Consider the following 15,999-nt stretch of genomic DNA (forward strand, 5'->3'; position numbering starts at 1 on the left):
TGCAGGACGTATAGTCAACAATACGCAGAGGTGCTGATACTCAAATGCACCTATCTTTAACCCATTGTTCAAAATTAAAACCTTCATACGGATAGGAATTAAAATGGCAGACCTAATTTTAAACGCAAAAGAGTCTTTTGTTCTGGATTCCATCCAAGGCTCACTGTATGCAGCACACAGAGAAAACCTCACATTATTAGACTTTAATAATAATACTAAAGTGGTTGCTCGTAACGACTGGAACAAAGACAAGGTTGCACTCATTTGTGGTGGTGGTTCAGGCCACGAGCCCGCACACGCCGGTTTTGTCGGCAAAGGGATGTTAACCGCAGCAGTATGTGGCGACCTGTTTGCTGCCCCCAGTGTAGATGCCGTTCTCAGCGCTATCCTGCATGTAACAGGTGATGCAGGTTGCCTGGTTATCATCAAAAACTATACCGGTGACCGTCTGAACTTTGGCCTGGCAGTCGAAAAAGCCAAAGAGATGGGGCGTAAAGTTGACCTGATTGTGGTGGGTGATGACATCTCTATCGCCGATAATCCTCAACCGCGCGGTATTGCCGGCACACTGTTCGTGCAAAAAGTGGCAGGGTATGTCGCTGAAAATGGCGGCTCGCTAGAACAAGTGAAACAAGCGGCGATTGACGCGCATAACAAAACAGCTTCTATTGGCGTCGCACTAACCAGTTGTTCACTGCCAGGGGAAAGCAACGACCGTATCGCGCAAGGAAAGGCAGAACTTGGCTTAGGTATTCACGGTGAAGCGGGTATCGAAACCATTGACCTGCCAACCGCACGGGAATTGGTTTCAACCATGGTCAGCAAGCTTATTGCCGCCAAACCCCTCACCAATAACGCCATTCTGCTGAATAACTTGGGTGGGCTGTCGCCAATCGAGATGAATATCGTGACGAAAGAAGTCATGGAGTCTGCGCTGGGTCGGCAGGCGAAATTCATTGTTAGCGGTGCGCTGATGACCGCTATCGATATGAAAGGCTTCTCTATCTCCACCATTCAACTGACGGATGAAATCACTAAAGCGCTGACTGCGGAAGTAGAAACAGAGTCCTGGCCGGGTGCAGTGGCTCGCCGCGAAATCCCCGTGACCCGTTGTGAAAGCCTGATCGCCAAGAAGGCATTTGAGCCCTCTCACCACGAAGAAACAGCCCAGGTACTGCGCAAGGTCTGCCAATCGATTATCAATATTGAAGCGGAGCTAAACCACCTGGACTCCATCGTGGGTGATGGCGATACCGGTTCAACCTTTGCCGCAGGTGCCAGTAAAGTGCTCGCTCAGCTAGAAGCGAATCAGCTTCCACTGCAAGACAAATCGAAGCTAATGACCACCATTGCTGATTGCTTGACCTCAGTCATGGGCGGCTCTTCGGGTGTCTTACTTTCCATTATGTTTACCGCCGCAGGCCGTGACCATGAATTGAATGGTTCACTGCCAAAAGCTCTGCAAGCCGGTTTGGGCCAGATGATGGCTTACGGCGGGGCGAAACCCGGTGATCGCACCATGATTGACGCGCTACACCCGGCGTTAGAGGCTTGGGTTAAAGAGGGCTTCTTAACAGCCATTGAAGCGGCGAAAGCAGGTGCGGAATCAACGGTTGAGATGACCAGTGCGAAAGCGGGTCGCTCATCTTACCTTAATAGTGACAGCCTATCAGGGACTAAAGATCCTGGCGCATATGCTATCGAAATCGTGTTTAGTCAATTCTAAACATAATTAAAAGACACCTCTCCAATAATAGCTGCACTCATGTTCCAGGGATAATGAGTGCTGAAATAAATCAATTTGTTTGAAAATTGATAAGGTGAAAAAATGAAGAACGGAAATCTAGGAAGATACTTGCAATTCGCACTGGTGATACTTGCAGCAGGTTCTATCTATCCACTTATCTACCTGAAAGCTCAGTATCAAGAAACGATATTGGAAGTATTTAACATGTCATTAACCCAAATGAACACGATTTATACGGTTCTTGGTTTGGTGTTTATTGTCGGTTATTTTCCAAGTGGTGTACTGAGTGACAAATTTTCCGCCAAAAACTTATTAGCACTCTCTTTGCTAGGAACAGCATTGGGTGGTTTCTGGTTTGCTCAAGTGCCAACATATGAGTACGTCGTGGTTATTTTTGCCATTTGGGGATTTTTCTCCGTCTTCACTTTCTGGAGTTCTCACATGAAAGTGGTGAAAATGCTCTCTTCCGATGATGAGGACGGGCGTTTCTTCGGTATCCTTGATGGCGGACGTGGCTTGGTAGAAGCCTTGCTGGCAAGTTTGGCCTTGGCAATTTTCACTGTTGTTCTAGGGAGCAGCATTGAAGTTACCGATAAGAGAGCCGCGCTAGTCTCCATTGTTTACATGTATTCAACCGTTCTTTTGGTGACGTCGATATTGGTGTTTTTCTTCGTTAAAGATGGCAGCAAAACAGCCAAGAAAGTAGAAAAAGAGCCGGGCAGCGAAGAGAGTGGAGTTAAGTTTTCTGACCTGGGAAAAGTATTTACCAATAAGTACATCTACCTACACGGCATCATCATTTTTGCTGGTTATACCGTGTTCTGGACCAGTTACTACTTTGGTGGGCACCTTCAGTCAAACTTGGGTATGACCCCTATCGGCGTCGGTTCCATCATGGTAGCGGTTTTGTGGATGCGTCCTTTTGGCGGCATTATTGGCGGCTTCCTGGCCGACAAAATTGGTAAAGAAGTCACTATTACCTGCTCACTGCTGGGTGGCTCTGCCTGTCTGATATTAATGGTTTTTTTACCAAAAACACTGCCTAGCATGGCAATTAGTGGATTGGTGATTCTGGCGGGTTTGTTTGTCTACATGATCCGTGGCACCTACTGGTCTCTATTGGGTCAATCAAAAATCGATATCGCCATTATGGGTACCGCCATCGGCGCAGTCTCATTTATCGGTTACCTACCGGATATCATGATCCCACTAATGAACAGTTACCTGTGGGATGTGTTCGGTAATGAAGGGGGTTACCAGGCCTATTTCTTAGTGAGTGCAGTAGTCGGTCTGTTTGGTGCCGTGATAGCCATGATTTACCGCAGATCACAAATTGCTGACAAAAAAAATGAACAGGCACTGCAAAAAACTGGCGCTTAAGCTGAGCCTGTAAAGAATATGTAATTTAAAAGTAGTTTGACTTTTAATAGACAGGGTGGATTCTAAAGTGTTGCCAAGACACTTTTAGGGCCTGACTAACAAAACGTGGTTGGTATTTTATCAACCACCTGAAATAGTAAAGGAATAATGGTTATGTACAACAAAGACAAAAACCGCTTTGAAGTTAAACAAGGCGATAAAACAATGAAAGCAGTCGTTACCACCGGTAACGGTGGCTACGATAAATTAGTCTATATGGACGTTCCTGTTCCTGTGCTTGATCAAGGCGAAGTACTGGTCAAAGTTTTAGCTGCCGGTGTCAATAACACCGAAGTCAATACCCGGCTGGGCTGGTACTCATCAAAAGTAACGCAAAGCACCAATACACTCTCAGACGACGACCAAGAGAAGGCCGAGGCATCTGAAGAAAAAGATGGTGGCTGGAATGAAGAAACCCCCTTCCCATTTATTCAAGGTACCGACTGCTGTGGTGAAGTGGTCGAAGTGAAAGATGAGCAGTACAAACACCTGCTCGGCAAGCGTGTTCTCATCAGGCCTTGTATCCGCAGTGAAGGCTGGGACTCGATGGAAAATATCTGGATGGCGTCTGATTTCGATGGGGCGTTTGCTCAATATGTGAAAATTGAAGCCACAGAAGTATTCCCAGTAGAGTGTGACTGGACAGATGCAGAGCTGGGCTCAATCCCTTGTTCATACGGCACATCAGAAAACATGGTTCAGCGCTCAGGGATTAAAGCCGGCGAACGCGTTCTGGTGGCAGGTGCTTCCGGTGGCGTAGGCTCAGCCGTTGTTCAATTAGCTAAACGCCGTGGTGCCTACGTTATTGGGCTGGCAGAAGGTGAAGCCAAAGTTGACCTGGTGAAATCCTATGGTGCCGATGAAGTCATCGTTTTTGGCAAAGACACATTCAAAGTGCTTGGCCATAAGTCAGTCGATGTCGTGGTTGATAACGTTGCTGGGCCTAACTTCCCTCAAATGATGAAGGTGCTCAAGCGCGGTGGTCGATTCGTTTCTTCAGGTGCGATTGCAGGCCCAATCGTTGAACTGGATATGCGCGATTTCTATCTGAAAGACCTGACGCTTATCGGTTGTACTTGTTGGGACGAGCCAGTATTCCCGAGCCTCATTTCTGCCATCGAAAATGGTGAAATCAAGCCGGCACTCGCCAAAACCTTCCCGCTAGAGAATATCGTTGAAGCGCAGCAAGAGTTCGCGCTTAAGAAACACGTGGGTAAATTTGTTCTGATTCCAAATCACGATGATATCTAACTGACTGGCACGCGCTAAGATAAAGATAACGCAGTGATCTATACAACGTCATAACTACAATTGGTGCGCTTTACACAGACAGGTAAAGCGCCCGATTTAAAAATTATTGGCAAGGAATATTCCTATGAAATCTGACAGCATTTTTGAAAGAGTTCACCAAATAAAGCACGCTGAATTAACAAAAGAAAACTGGTTTGAAAAACAACCAGGAAAACAAATGAAGATTGGCTCTTGGGAGTTTATGTTAAACCAGCCATCCTCTTCATTCTGGGTATACTTCTTAGGTTTGCTCGTGACCGTTGCGGGTGTCAACTTCCTGGTCACCCAAGACGATCAGCTATCAAGATATTGGTGGGGTATCTCACTGGTTCTTTGGGGTGTGGGCGCCATTATTGCAGGCACCAGTTATCAAGCATTAGGCTATGAGCTGAAATGCGCCAGACGAGAAACCTGTTCATGGACCACCTGGTGGGAAATTATTTACCTTATTTTCCAACAGTTAAGTATGAATGCCATGACGGTTGCCATTGCCTATTCATGTACCACCGGGATCTACCTGGAAATACTGATTTGGTACTCAATCGTGGTATCGATCATTTATCCTATTGTTGTTTTGTACGGCGCATTTAAACCTAAAAAATCGCTGATTACATTTGAATTTATGATACAGGTTTCACTGCCAAGCTTTATTTTGTTCTGTATCCTAAATTTGGTGCGTTACTTCATGCATGGCCACACCATGGATTTGGTTTTAATGGGTTCATGGGTACTTATCTACCTGTCTTGGTGGGGTTATGATAAATACTACAAAGCTGGCATTACCGACCTGCTCTGGAAAGGCGGCAAGTGGTTCTCTGAAAACGATGTACTGCACGTTATTTTAGTGATCTGGGGCTTCTATATGCTATTTGTGCTGCCACCGTTCATTAAAGATTATGCGAGTTTTGTGAATTAAAAAAGCAATCTAAAATCGGGTTTAGCCGTCATCAATGATATTTCGACAAAACGGATAATGTTGATTGACGGCTAATACCAAAAAGGCAATACATTCGCAATTACAATAATTCTGCAGCACGACTTATCCAATCAACTCATATTTTAAGCCTATTTAATCATTCTTGGTAAATTTACCCAACTAATTAACAATGAGAGTTGTTATTAATTGGCTTTTCAAAAAAACAGGGGAACATATGAATAATATCTCCAGCAGGAGGACTGGCTCATGCAACATTTAACACCGCAGCCAATCCGTATGGACGATGTGCCGTTAAATCGTTTCCATATTAAGATCGCTAGCTTGACGTTTGGCGCTCACTTCACTGATGGTTATGTTCTAGGTGTCATTGGTTTTGCATTGGCACAAATTAAACCACAAATGGGGCTTTCACCGTTTTGGGAAGGGATGCTGGGCAGCTCGGCATTAATCGGGTTGTTTATCGGTAGCCTATTTCTTGGCTGGATCTCGGACTACCTGGGCCGCCAGAAAATCTTTAGCTTCAGCTTTGTCATTATTACCCTCGCTTCTGCCTTGCAGTTTTTTGCCACCACACCAGAACAGTTGTTCTTCTTGCGTGTCTTGGTGGGTATTGGCCTTGGGGGGGATTATGCCGTAGGCCATACCATGTTGGCAGAATTCGCCCCGCGCAAACATCGTGGGGTGTTACTGGGCTCGTTTAGCGTGATCTGGACGTTTGGCTATGTCGCTGCCGGTTTTATGGGCCATTTCCTGACAGAATTGGGGCCGGATACTTGGCGCTGGCTACTGGCCTCTTCGGCTGTGCCAGCATTGGTTATTTTACTGCTGCGTATTGGCACCCCAGAATCACCACGTTGGTTAATGGGTAAAGGCCGGAGTGAAGAGGCGTTGGCGGTGGTGCATAAGCATTTTGGTGCTAATGTCATCCTCAGTGATGAGGCGAAGGTGACGTCTAAACAGCGGTTTGCTTCACTGTTTGGCCCGAAATATCGTCGTCGTACTGCGTTTAATAGCCTGTTTTTTGTTTGTTTGGTGATCCCCTATTTCGCTATCTATACCTTCCTGCCGTCAATTCTCAATGTGATGGGTTTGGATAATAATTTCTCAACCGATTTGTTATTGAATGCATTGTTGGTTGTCGGTGCCGTATTAGGGATTGCGTTAACCATCATTTTTTCACGCCGTGGTTTCCTGATTGGTTCGTTTTTCTTCCTCGCAGCGTGTTTAGTGATGTTAGCCCTGATCCCCGCCCATCAAACCCTTTGGCTGATCATCACCTTTGCGAGTTTTACCCTGATCATGTCGGCGGTCAGTAACTTGGTAGGGATATTCCCCGCTGAAAGTTTCCCAACCGAAGTACGTTCGATGGGGGTCGGTTTTGCCACCTCAATGAGCCGTTTGGGCGCCGCTATCGGCACAGGCTTATTGCCACTGGCCGTTGTGCATTATGGTCTTGCCACCACCACCCTCATTTTGGCACTGGTCTTAGTCTTTGGGGCCATTATCTCCATTGCCTGGGCACCAGAAACCAAAAATTTGACCTTGGTAGACGCGGCTCAAGGGGGCTAGTCTGCCCGTTACAGACTGACGCAACGGGCGGTGAACATCTCACGTCTCTAATACCAATTAGTGGAAACAGGGATAAACCTGTTTCCACTCAACGCGGGTTTCACCGGATACCTTAGGTGCAATAAACTGCGGATAACATCCCTTACCAACACGATTACTCACCCACGCCTGCGCTGTTTTTAGTTCCTCAACGGATGATTCGCCAACACTGGAAAAAAACGGTCATGCATATAACTTCATTAAAGCCTTTTTCATTTTATCAAAAGACGTTTTGGGAAGATAATGGACAGGTCGGCTTCCACCTCCACCTTGTTTAAGTAAAATACCCACTTCCGCAAGTTTCTCAAGATGGATTCTAGATGCCGCCTCTGAAACGCCAGCCCGCTCGGCAAAACTTTTAACAGTAAAACTTTCACCCGGTGCCATTACCACCATATTGATGATGGTTTGCTGGATATCAGGCATTTTCCTTCGTATGCCACTGGTGAAAACCCATGTATCAAACTCCCGCAATTTACCGGCAACAGTCCTAACATGATCAATGAGCCCATTAACAGCTCTTTCAAGCACCCTACATTGGTAGTCAACAAAATAAGTTACGTCTTGATTATCTGTTTCAGTCTTCATATAAGCTTCACCATATTGAATAGGGGCTTCTTTGAGTAACTGAGATATAGATATATATATAAAGGCATCATAACCATGCTTAAATAAATACCAATAACACATTGCCCGGGCAACTCGCCCGTTGCCATCGTTGAATGGATGCAAAAAACCAAGACCAAAATGCATGATACATGCCTTCACAACAGGGTGTAGATAGTCTTGCGGAGAGATACCTTCATCATGTGAAAAATTAATCCATTTAATATATTTATCTAATAGGTCACCCAATATCTCTGCATCTGGTGGCTGATGCACCACCTCACCATCGCGTCCTCCCACCCAAACATCATTCGTTTTTCTAATTTTTCCTGGGTGATATTTATCATCGTCAATTCCTTGAGTAGCTTCCTCATGGAACGTTAATAATAACGCTAAACTCATTTCGTCAAAACGACTTTCCCAAGCAAGAGTCATCAAGCGACGATTACCAAGAATCATCTTTTCGCTTTCATTTCTACCACTTCTGTTTTCCAGCAACATTTTTTTTGCTACAGCATGAGTGGTTGAAGCACCTTCGAGTTGACTAGAGGCAATACTTTCTTCATTTATAAAATCATCTAAATAGTAACCAGGTATACTGATTCGGCTTATTAAATCATTTAGGCCTGCTTCAGTGCATGTCCTATCTATAAGTGAACATGCTTTTTGCATTGAAGGTAATAAAGTGAAAAAAGTAATATTCTGAAAAGCATCGCCAAGAGCGGGTACTTGCCTGAGTACACCTTTCCTTGCCATTTTTATTAACGACCAGTGCGCAATTGCCTTTTCTTTTACTCTAATCCTTTTAGAGATGTCATCCCAATGTAGATAACGCCCTTTATCATCAACAACAGACATTAACTTAATGGTTTCTAACAGATTATCCGAATTTAAATCGCTAAAGAGAACTTTAGTGCAGTCACTTATTGATTCATATAGAGCATCTTGCTTTGGTGTCTTTTTGATCATAGCGTTCACTTGTTCTTTTTTTTATTAAAATATATGAGCAATTTAACGCGAGGGTTCATGAAGGTCAATTCTATCTCAACAGTCTCAGCCGATCGCCGTCCAGTCTGAAAGAGGCGTGACCGTTGCCAAATTTCACCCTAGCCCCAGCTTACAAGACATCAAACTCCCACGGTGTTGGCTCAATACCCATCGACTGGAGGAAGACGAGTACTTTACTGCCTAAGCCACCCAATCCCGCGGCCATTTAAGGGGTAACTATTTACCTTATAATGTGCGGTTTATGCTCTTGCTGGATAGGCTAAAGCCTGGCGAACGTCTGTATGCGTTGGATTTGTTGCAGGGGCAGGCCAGATAAACTCGATCCCCGCGAAAGCGGGGACACTAATCCCTCATTAGGCCACATGCAACTTATGCAAAGTTGAGATATCAATAGTCTGTTGAGCATGCCAAAGGTCATGGTCAGCCTGCAACCCCATCCAAACCTGAGAAGAGCTACCAACAACGACGGATAACCTTAACGCCATTTCTGGTGATACATCAGATTTACAAGAGATTAATCTCTGCACTGTTGATGGTGCAACGCCTAATTCTTTAGCCAACGCTCTGGCACTCATGCCTAGCGTTTCCAGGCACTCTTTAACCAATAACCCCGGATGGGGTGGGTTATACATCATAGCCATCAGTGATAATCCTCATAATTAACAATGTAAACATCACCATCAGATAGAGTAAATGTGATCCGCCAATTTCCTGTTACCGTGATAGACCACTGATCGTTCCGATTACCAGTCAAAGGATGTAACGCGAAACCTGGTAGATCGACATCATCAATCTTTACAGCCCGGTTAAGAACAGCCAAACGGTTAGCAATTCGGTCAACTTGTTTGGCATTAATTCCCGCAGTTGAACCCGTTTCGAAGAATTTCTTTAATCCTTGGTGCTTAAAACTCTTAATCATGGTTTGACTGCTCACTGCTCTAATGTGTTGCGTTATACGCATTATGAATTAATGCCGCGCATAGCGCAACACTCGCTTGAGCAACCCTACCCGACCGGTAATAAACGGTCACCGTCCAACCTGAAAGCATGAACAGGCCCAAAGTTAACTACGCCCCCCAGATAACAAGGCATCAAACTCCCACGATGTGGCTCAATACCCATCGACTGGAGAAAGGTGAGTACTTTCGCGTTTATCACATTCCCCTTGCCAATCAAGCAAAGCTTTTTGAACACCATCTGCCAGCTTCATTTTTTAAAAAAAGCTCGCATTATCATAAACATCTCTATAGGCTGCTTGAAGCTATTCATAAGCAAGACGTTAGAATCTTAAGATACGGGATGAATAATGGAATATTGGCTTTGGACTGGTTTGTTGATTTTCATGTTTATTATCTACAAACAAATAAGTGCCTTATCTGAGTCAGTCAAATACATTCGTGAAGAGCTCACCAAGCTATCCAGTCAACGCCCCCAAACGTTGTCAACGCCTGAAGTGGCCCCTGATATTGCGGCCCAGGAAGAGCACCAATCCACCAGTGCGGTAGAGGAAGAGCAAAACGTTGTCACCCTGCCAGACTTCCCCGCTACCGCATCAGACCCTTGGTCATCCACTCGTCCAAACCACTGGGATTTCGTGCAACTGAAAAAGCAGGAGCAGATTGAAGCCATCGCTGCGGCCTATGCGGCAAAAGAGCAGAGTGAACAGAGTGCACAAACCACGCAGGCAGCAGAGGAGACTACTAGCAGCGAAGTGACTGCTAGCAGCGAGGTGCTTCAACCACTGGATCAACCCCAAACTATCTCGCAGACCGTCAATGAAGAGCCAGCCCACATTCAACCCACTGTTCCGGTGCCGGACGTCTGGGTCAAGTTGGATAAAGTGCTGTTTTCACTCGATGCCAAAGAAAGTATCTGGAAACGTCTCGAACAAGAGTTTGCCGCCCGTTGGATGGTGTGGATCGGTGGTGTGATCATGGCCCTGGGCGTGATTTTCCTGCTGAAAGCGGGCAGCGAACGCGGGCTGTTCGGACCGACATTACGGATTTCCGTCGCTACCGTGTTGAGCCTACTGATGGTTGCTGGGGGTGAATTACTCCGGCGCTCTCGTTTTCAATTGCCGTTAGCGAATGCCCGTTACATTCCCGCCGCACTCAGTGGCGCGGGGATTATCGGCCTATTCGCCTCAATGCTGGCCGCTAAATATCTCTACGATATGTTCCCAATGCCTGTGCTGATGCTATTACTCAGCCTGACTTCGCTGCTAGCAATGGTACTGGCTTTATGGCAGGGGCCATTTATGGCCGCGTTAGGGCTCCTTGGGGCTTACACCGTGCCGTTATTTGTCTCAACCGGCAGTGGTAATGTCACCGGGCTATTGGCCTATGTGTTCCTGGTCAGTTTGGCCGCTATCGGGCTGATGAGCCGGGTTTATCGCCGCTGGTTATGGCTGGGAGCAATGGCGGGCAACTATCTGTGGCTACTTATTTCTTTAACCATGGCCACCGAAGAACACCAGTTAGCGCGTTCATTGTTCCTGCTAGCAACCACTTACGGATTCCTTGCCTGGCCACACCTGGGATGGTCACTCAAAAGCAAAATGCGTTTCCGCAATAATGACTGGACGAACTGGCCCAACGCACTACTGGATCCCCTATTTACTGGGTTCATTGCGGCGTTCTCACTGTTTGCCTTAACGGTAGTCGAGAACTATTCATTGCTGGCCTGGGCCACGCTGATTCTGTTCTCTATCAGCCTGCTCTTGATCGCCAAACGCTCCCCGTCATTGGATCTGTTTGTCCCAGTGGTCGGGGTATTAGCCATTTCTCCCTTTATTAACCCAGTCGCGCTCTTTACGCCAGAAAGAGTCTGGGTCAGCTTAGTAGGGGTGAGTCTATTAGCGCTAATATGCGGGATATATGGCATCTACCAGGTCACCAGGCCGGTTTACCGTAAACTTTGGTGGGCGGCGTTGTCTGTACTGGTACCGATGTGTACTGTGGCAAGTACTTATTATGCTTGTCGCGATAACTTTGAGCCGTTCTGGGTTGAGTACTCTCTGCTGGCAGTTTGCCTGGTGATGTATGTCGCCTGGAACATGTTCAGTGATTTGTACGCCCGCGCATCAGAGCTTCTGCGCTCAATCTACCAGATTGCCGCTCAACTGATGTTGGCCTTTGCACTATTCATCTGTTTCAGCCAGGTTACGCTCACCCTATTGCTGGCGGCTCAACTGCTGTTACTGGTACTCTGGCAACGTTGGCGTCAGATTTCATTGCTGCCCTGGATTTTCAAGATACATGCCATGTTACTGCTGGCACGTTTATCACTGAACCCCTTTATTATTGACTATTCGTCGCCCTTGCATATCGCTTCCGTCACCATTCCCTGGACGCTATACGGTTTTGGCATTCCGATTCTCTGCCTGTGGTTGAGTTCACGTTTGCTTGCTACCCGGCGCGGTGACGATACCGCCAATTGGTTAGCGGCCAATGCCATTTACCTGCTGGCCTTATGGATTAATGTCGAGCTACGCCACTTGTTGCATGGCAGCTACCATCTTTCCCTGGATTTCGCCTCTCTTACTGATTGCGCATTGCATGGCGTCACCTTCGGCATCATGGCGTTGGCCTATGGTTATCGCGAACGGCTGGCGGATTCACTGCGTGATATCTACCGTTGGGCAGCCCAAGCCAGTGCTGTTCTGATGCTGCTCATGACAGCAGCCAGCCTGCTTGCCTTTAACCCATTGTGGTCAGCACAAAGTGTCGGTAGCCTGCCGTTGCTGAATATGGTCACCGTTGCCTATGCAATCCCAATGTTATTCATGTTGGTTGCGCTAAAATTCTGGCCAGATCAATGGTTAACAGTACAGCTAAAACCTTATGTACTGGGCGTCACAGCTCTGCTGGGAATGGTGTTCATTACCTTGACGGTTCGCCAGTTGTGGCATGGTGCTCGGTTGGATAGCCCGGTGGTGTATAGCGGTGAACAATACAGCTACTCACTGGTGTGGATGCTGACGGCCATTGGCATGATGTACGGCGCAATACATTGGTCAAATGACAAGATACGCCTCGCCTCGCTGGGGCTGCTGGCATTGACGATCGTCAAACTGTTCCTGTGGGATATGTCTGGCCTTGAAGGGCTTTATCGTTCCGCCTCATTCCTGGGTCTCGGCCTGTGTCTGGTGGCCGTCGGTTGGTTCTATCAGAAATTTGTCACCATGAAAATTGCTGAAGCCCCCACCACTGAAGATACGGAGAGCACCGCCGGGCAAAATTAGCCTGCGCGGAAATAAGTGCCCCCCCAAGCCATTCAGGTTGCCAGATGGCAGCTTGAGTGCTTGGGGGGCAATGCTCTGGTTAGATTACCTGAGGTGTTGATCATGTTTACCTGCTACCACTCCCTGAGAAAAACATACTTTACAGTCTCTCTATTGGGGATCAGAAAGGGGATCTGCGCATTAATCGGCAGCCTACTACTGCTGACTGCGGCAAATGCGGCGAAGCCAAACGAAAATTTGCACTTCACATTTGCCGTCAGTGATCTCTACACTCCATTTTTCACACCGCAGGAAAATGCTGCGGTGCTTTCCAGCCTTTCATCGAAAGTCGATATTATCGCGACTTATCGCCATAGAGTGAACTCACTCAAAATGTTTGCCTGTATCACTGGCGTCACCTGTCTCCTTTTACCCCATAGAGAGGAGAGCTATACCGAAACGAGGAAAAAACTTTCGGTCAATAAAGTCCCTGGTAAACCGGGAACAGTGAGTATTGACCTGCCGAAATCACTTGACGGAGGTTATATACTCGAAGAGCTCTATATCTCACTCTCGGCAGACCAATTCTATCGTCAACCCAGTTATCGTGCTTTAGCGGAAAAATTGGTACTCGAGAAGTCACCGCTGGATGACAATCCCACGCCCCCATCATTTGAGTTCCTCGTCGAATTTACCAAGCAGGATGTCAGTGAGTTACCAGTAGAACATCAGGCATGTCTGTTTGTTTACACCCCAACAGGATTTCCAGACTTCCGGATCCCCGTCGTAACTCAAGTGTCAACTGGTTCAACACGAGTACACTTGACCGGCGTTATGCACCAAACATGCCCATTGACTAATATAAACGCCAGCAATACACCGGGCGTTATTGCTGGGCACCTTCCCCCCAGCCGGATTACGGCAGCTAAAACTGATTTCGATAATGAAATAATCAATAACATCAAATAGGTCTGGGGTACCCTACCGGTAACCACAAACATGACAGGATAATCCCATCGCAACGAAGGCGGATTATCCATAACCGAATTCGGTTCATTCAAGCTATAGGTGTATACCTTCGAAAAGTTCACGTTCAGGGGGAATAGACCACATGGAAGCGTCAAGTTCGCTCGCTAACCCGTGGGCAACCCTATATTGTGGGGCCGCGGTTAAAGATTAATACTGCCGTTAATCACCGTGACCGTTTGGCCGCCAATCCAGATACCCTCTTCACGATACTGGACCGTTATACGTCCATAGCGTTGAATGGCAGTCCCTTGACGAGCATGATAATCATCCCGCGATCCGCGCGCAGCGAAATAATGCGCCAGGCATGCATTGGCACTACCAGTGACAGGGTCTTCTGTTAACGCCCCCTGCTCAACCATCAAACCCCGAACTTCAAATTGCTCAGCACCCTCGTTACTTGGCCCGAAAGGCATCAGACCATTCACCTGCGCATGTTTCAGTAAACGCTCTAAGGCGCTCACATTGGGCTTAACATTTAACACGGCTTGCGCCGATATCATCGGCACTAACAGCCAGCGAATCCCCATATCGGCGATAGTCACCGCTTGTGCGACATCCAATGCCTCTTGGTCAAATACAGTGCCAATCAACGCATCGTCAAATGGCGTGAGAACTACCTCTGGTGCCATAAACGCCAGCGCCCCTTGAGGATCGATCTTGATGGTAACCAGACCAACACCGCACTCTTGCACGATCTGACTCGCCGTTTGTGGTACCAACCCCGCTTCCAGCAGCGCATGCGCGGTACCTAGCGTAGGGTGCCCGGCAAACGGCAACTCACCGTCAACGGTAAAAATACGCACCCGATAGTCGGCCTGTTTATCGGTCGGGGTTAACACGAAGGTCGTTTCTGATAAATGCGTCCAGCGGGCGATGGCCGCCATCTCGTCATCGCTTAATCCGTTGGCATCCAGAATAACTGCCAACGGATTGCCGCTAAAAGGCAATTGAGGGAAAACATCAACCTGCTTAAACGCCACTGTTCTGGTCATAACCCACTCGTTAGTTATGTTTTGCCAAAGCGTGATTTCTCACCCCAAGGGCTCACTCGTTAAGCGGGCTAGTATATCACTTTGAGGAAAATTGCCCCGGATGGTGCTAGCTGAGCAAGTGAAGAAAAGAAACCAATCTCCCACCAGACTGAACAATGCTCTTCCTGGTACCCATAGCTCAAAATGGTATAGCTAAACGCTGTTATGTACGACGCCTATAATCACCATTTTCCCCTCCGGGCAGAGGAATCTATTTCCCTTCTAATCTATTTCTGTGTTCCGGCTTGCCATAGGCGCGACCCGTTTCAGCATCAAGTGGATTAGCTTTAACCAGTATCCATCTGTTAATATCGTTTTTGGCATGTTGGGCTGTCGCGGTTAGTTTTTGGCGAAAGTCATTATACCAGTCCTTCATACCGCCTAATAATCCACCACGAAAGATCAACAGCCTCTAGGACAATATTTATTAAATACCTACCGATGAAACAGGAGTGCACGGAATGAAAAAATGTTGGTATGCGGTTTTGGGTTTAGTTGCATCAAGTGCGGTACAGGCGGCAAGCATTAATGTCCCCATTCATCAAGTCAGTGCCGAAGGAATAGGACAAAACATCGGCCAAATCACCATCAGTGAAACCCCTTATGGTTTGTTATTTACTCCACAGTTAACAGCGTTACAGCCAGGTGTTCGTGGATTTCATATTCATGAAAAAGGCAGTTGCGAACCCGCAATGAAAGACGGCAAAGCCGTTGCTGCTTTGGGGGCAGGTGGTCATTTTGATCCGGCGAAAACAGGCAAACACCTAGGCCCTTATGGTGATGGCCATCTGGGTGACTTGCCCGCACTCTATGTAGATGCCGATGGCTCATCCACCTATCCAGTGCTAGCGCCAAGATTGAAGCAGATTAATGAAGTAAATGGAAAAGCCATCATGGTGCATGCAGGTGGTGATAACCATTCCGACCATCCCAGTCCTCTTGGCGGTGGTGGAGCACGATTTGCTTGTGGTGTGATCAAAGCATAGTTACCTCCCTAGATTCTTAAAGCATAACCCCTGGACAACACCATGACAGGGGTTAACTATTTATCTCACTTTCCGATAAGCCAATACCTAAACCGTGCTGATGCTGTGTTGAGATC

12 protein-coding genes are annotated in these 15,999 nt (G+C 47.0%); 8 read left to right on the top strand and 4 right to left on the bottom strand.

Features of this window, described 5'->3' with window-relative positions; translation table 11 throughout:
• Window positions 1–103: 103 nt before the first annotated feature.
• From IO95_RS18990 to IO95_RS19010, 5 genes are all read left to right on the top strand, one after another.
• On the top strand, window positions 104–1,726 hold the full coding sequence (locus IO95_RS18990; RefSeq protein ID WP_023491587.1) for a dihydroxyacetone kinase subunit DhaK: 1,623 nt from the start codon (window positions 104–106) through the stop codon (window positions 1,724–1,726).
• Window positions 1,727–1,828: 102 nt separating this feature from the next.
• Window positions 1,829–3,127, top strand: coding sequence for a nitrate/nitrite transporter (locus tag IO95_RS18995; RefSeq protein ID WP_023491586.1), 1,299 nt, complete (start codon window positions 1,829–1,831; stop codon window positions 3,125–3,127).
• A 153-nt stretch (window positions 3,128–3,280) separates the two neighbouring features.
• Window positions 3,281–4,417 (top strand): alcohol dehydrogenase family protein, encoded by a 1,137-nt coding sequence (locus IO95_RS19000; RefSeq protein ID WP_023491585.1) that lies wholly within the window; start codon window positions 3,281–3,283, stop codon window positions 4,415–4,417.
• Between the two features lie 124 nt (window positions 4,418–4,541).
• On the top strand, window positions 4,542–5,372 hold the full coding sequence (locus IO95_RS19005; protein ID WP_037386595.1) for a hypothetical protein: 831 nt from the start codon (window positions 4,542–4,544) through the stop codon (window positions 5,370–5,372).
• Window positions 5,373–5,639: 267 nt separating this feature from the next.
• The gene (locus IO95_RS19010) at window positions 5,640–6,962 is read left to right on the top strand and encodes an MFS transporter (protein WP_037386598.1); all 1,323 of its coding nucleotides are present in this window, start codon (window positions 5,640–5,642) and stop codon (window positions 6,960–6,962) included.
• A 222-nt stretch (window positions 6,963–7,184) separates the two neighbouring features.
• On the opposite strand, the gene IO95_RS19015 is transcribed toward IO95_RS19010, so the two are convergent.
• From IO95_RS19015 to IO95_RS19025, 3 genes are all read right to left on the bottom strand, one after another.
• The gene (locus IO95_RS19015) at window positions 7,185–8,576 is read right to left on the bottom strand and encodes a Fic family protein (RefSeq protein WP_051791289.1); all 1,392 of its coding nucleotides are present in this window, start codon (window positions 8,574–8,576) and stop codon (window positions 7,185–7,187) included.
• 392 nt (window positions 8,577–8,968) lie between these two features.
• On the bottom strand, window positions 8,969–9,256 hold the full coding sequence (locus tag IO95_RS19020) for a HigA family addiction module antitoxin (RefSeq protein WP_023490585.1): 288 nt from the start codon (window positions 9,254–9,256) through the stop codon (window positions 8,969–8,971).
• Window positions 9,256–9,534, bottom strand: a complete 279-nt coding sequence (locus IO95_RS19025) for a type II toxin-antitoxin system RelE/ParE family toxin (protein WP_023490586.1) — start codon at window positions 9,532–9,534, stop codon at window positions 9,256–9,258. The genes IO95_RS19020 and IO95_RS19025 overlap by 1 nt, the downstream gene beginning before the upstream one ends.
• Before the next feature lie 387 nt (window positions 9,535–9,921).
• On the opposite strand from IO95_RS19025, the gene IO95_RS19035 reads away from it, so the two are divergent.
• Together IO95_RS19035 and IO95_RS19040 are read left to right on the top strand one after the other, a co-directional pair.
• Window positions 9,922–12,858 carry a DUF2339 domain-containing protein gene (locus tag IO95_RS19035; protein ID WP_023490587.1) on the top strand — a complete coding sequence of 979 codons (2,937 nt, stop codon included), beginning with the start codon at window positions 9,922–9,924 and terminating at the stop codon, window positions 12,856–12,858.
• 102 nt (window positions 12,859–12,960) lie between these two features.
• Window positions 12,961–13,806 (top strand): hypothetical protein, encoded by an 846-nt coding sequence (locus IO95_RS19040; protein ID WP_023490588.1) that lies wholly within the window; start codon window positions 12,961–12,963, stop codon window positions 13,804–13,806.
• A 200-nt stretch (window positions 13,807–14,006) separates the two neighbouring features.
• On the opposite strand, the gene IO95_RS19045 is transcribed toward IO95_RS19040, so the two are convergent.
• On the bottom strand, window positions 14,007–14,858 hold the full coding sequence (locus IO95_RS19045) for a PhzF family phenazine biosynthesis protein (RefSeq protein ID WP_023490589.1): 852 nt from the start codon (window positions 14,856–14,858) through the stop codon (window positions 14,007–14,009).
• 500 nt (window positions 14,859–15,358) lie between these two features.
• Here IO95_RS19045 and sodC point away from each other — a divergent pair, with 500 nt between their 5' ends.
• Window positions 15,359–15,883: a superoxide dismutase family protein gene (sodC, locus tag IO95_RS19050; protein WP_023490590.1), complete on the top strand. Its 525-nt coding sequence runs from the start codon at window positions 15,359–15,361 to the stop codon at window positions 15,881–15,883.
• The last annotated feature ends 116 nt before the right edge of the window (window positions 15,884–15,999 follow it).

Source organism: Serratia sp. DD3 (genome assembly GCF_000496755.2).

Excerpts from the sequence above, each read along its gene's own strand:
- IO95_RS19035 (WP_023490587.1), top strand. The coding sequence starts at position 9,922 with ATGGAATATTGGCTTTGGACTGGTTTGTTGATTTTCATGTTTATTATC.
- IO95_RS19015 (WP_051791289.1), bottom strand. The coding sequence starts at position 8,576 with ATGATCAAAAAGACACCAAAGCAAGATGCTCTATATGAATCAATAAGT.
- IO95_RS18990 (WP_023491587.1), top strand. The coding sequence starts at position 104 with ATGGCAGACCTAATTTTAAACGCAAAAGAGTCTTTTGTTCTGGATTCC.
- IO95_RS19010 (WP_037386598.1), top strand. The coding sequence starts at position 5,640 with ATGCAACATTTAACACCGCAGCCAATCCGTATGGACGATGTGCCGTTA.
- IO95_RS19005 (WP_037386595.1), top strand. The coding sequence starts at position 4,542 with ATGAAATCTGACAGCATTTTTGAAAGAGTTCACCAAATAAAGCACGCT.
- sodC (WP_023490590.1), top strand. The coding sequence starts at position 15,359 with ATGAAAAAATGTTGGTATGCGGTTTTGGGTTTAGTTGCATCAAGTGCG.
- IO95_RS19040 (WP_023490588.1), top strand. The coding sequence starts at position 12,961 with ATGTTTACCTGCTACCACTCCCTGAGAAAAACATACTTTACAGTCTCT.
- IO95_RS19020 (WP_023490585.1), bottom strand. The coding sequence starts at position 9,256 with ATGGCTATGATGTATAACCCACCCCATCCGGGGTTATTGGTTAAAGAG.
- IO95_RS18995 (WP_023491586.1), top strand. The coding sequence starts at position 1,829 with ATGAAGAACGGAAATCTAGGAAGATACTTGCAATTCGCACTGGTGATA.
- IO95_RS19025 (WP_023490586.1), bottom strand. The coding sequence starts at position 9,534 with ATGATTAAGAGTTTTAAGCACCAAGGATTAAAGAAATTCTTCGAAACG.
- IO95_RS19045 (WP_023490589.1), bottom strand. The coding sequence starts at position 14,858 with ATGACCAGAACAGTGGCGTTTAAGCAGGTTGATGTTTTCCCTCAATTG.
- IO95_RS19000 (WP_023491585.1), top strand. The coding sequence starts at position 3,281 with ATGTACAACAAAGACAAAAACCGCTTTGAAGTTAAACAAGGCGATAAA.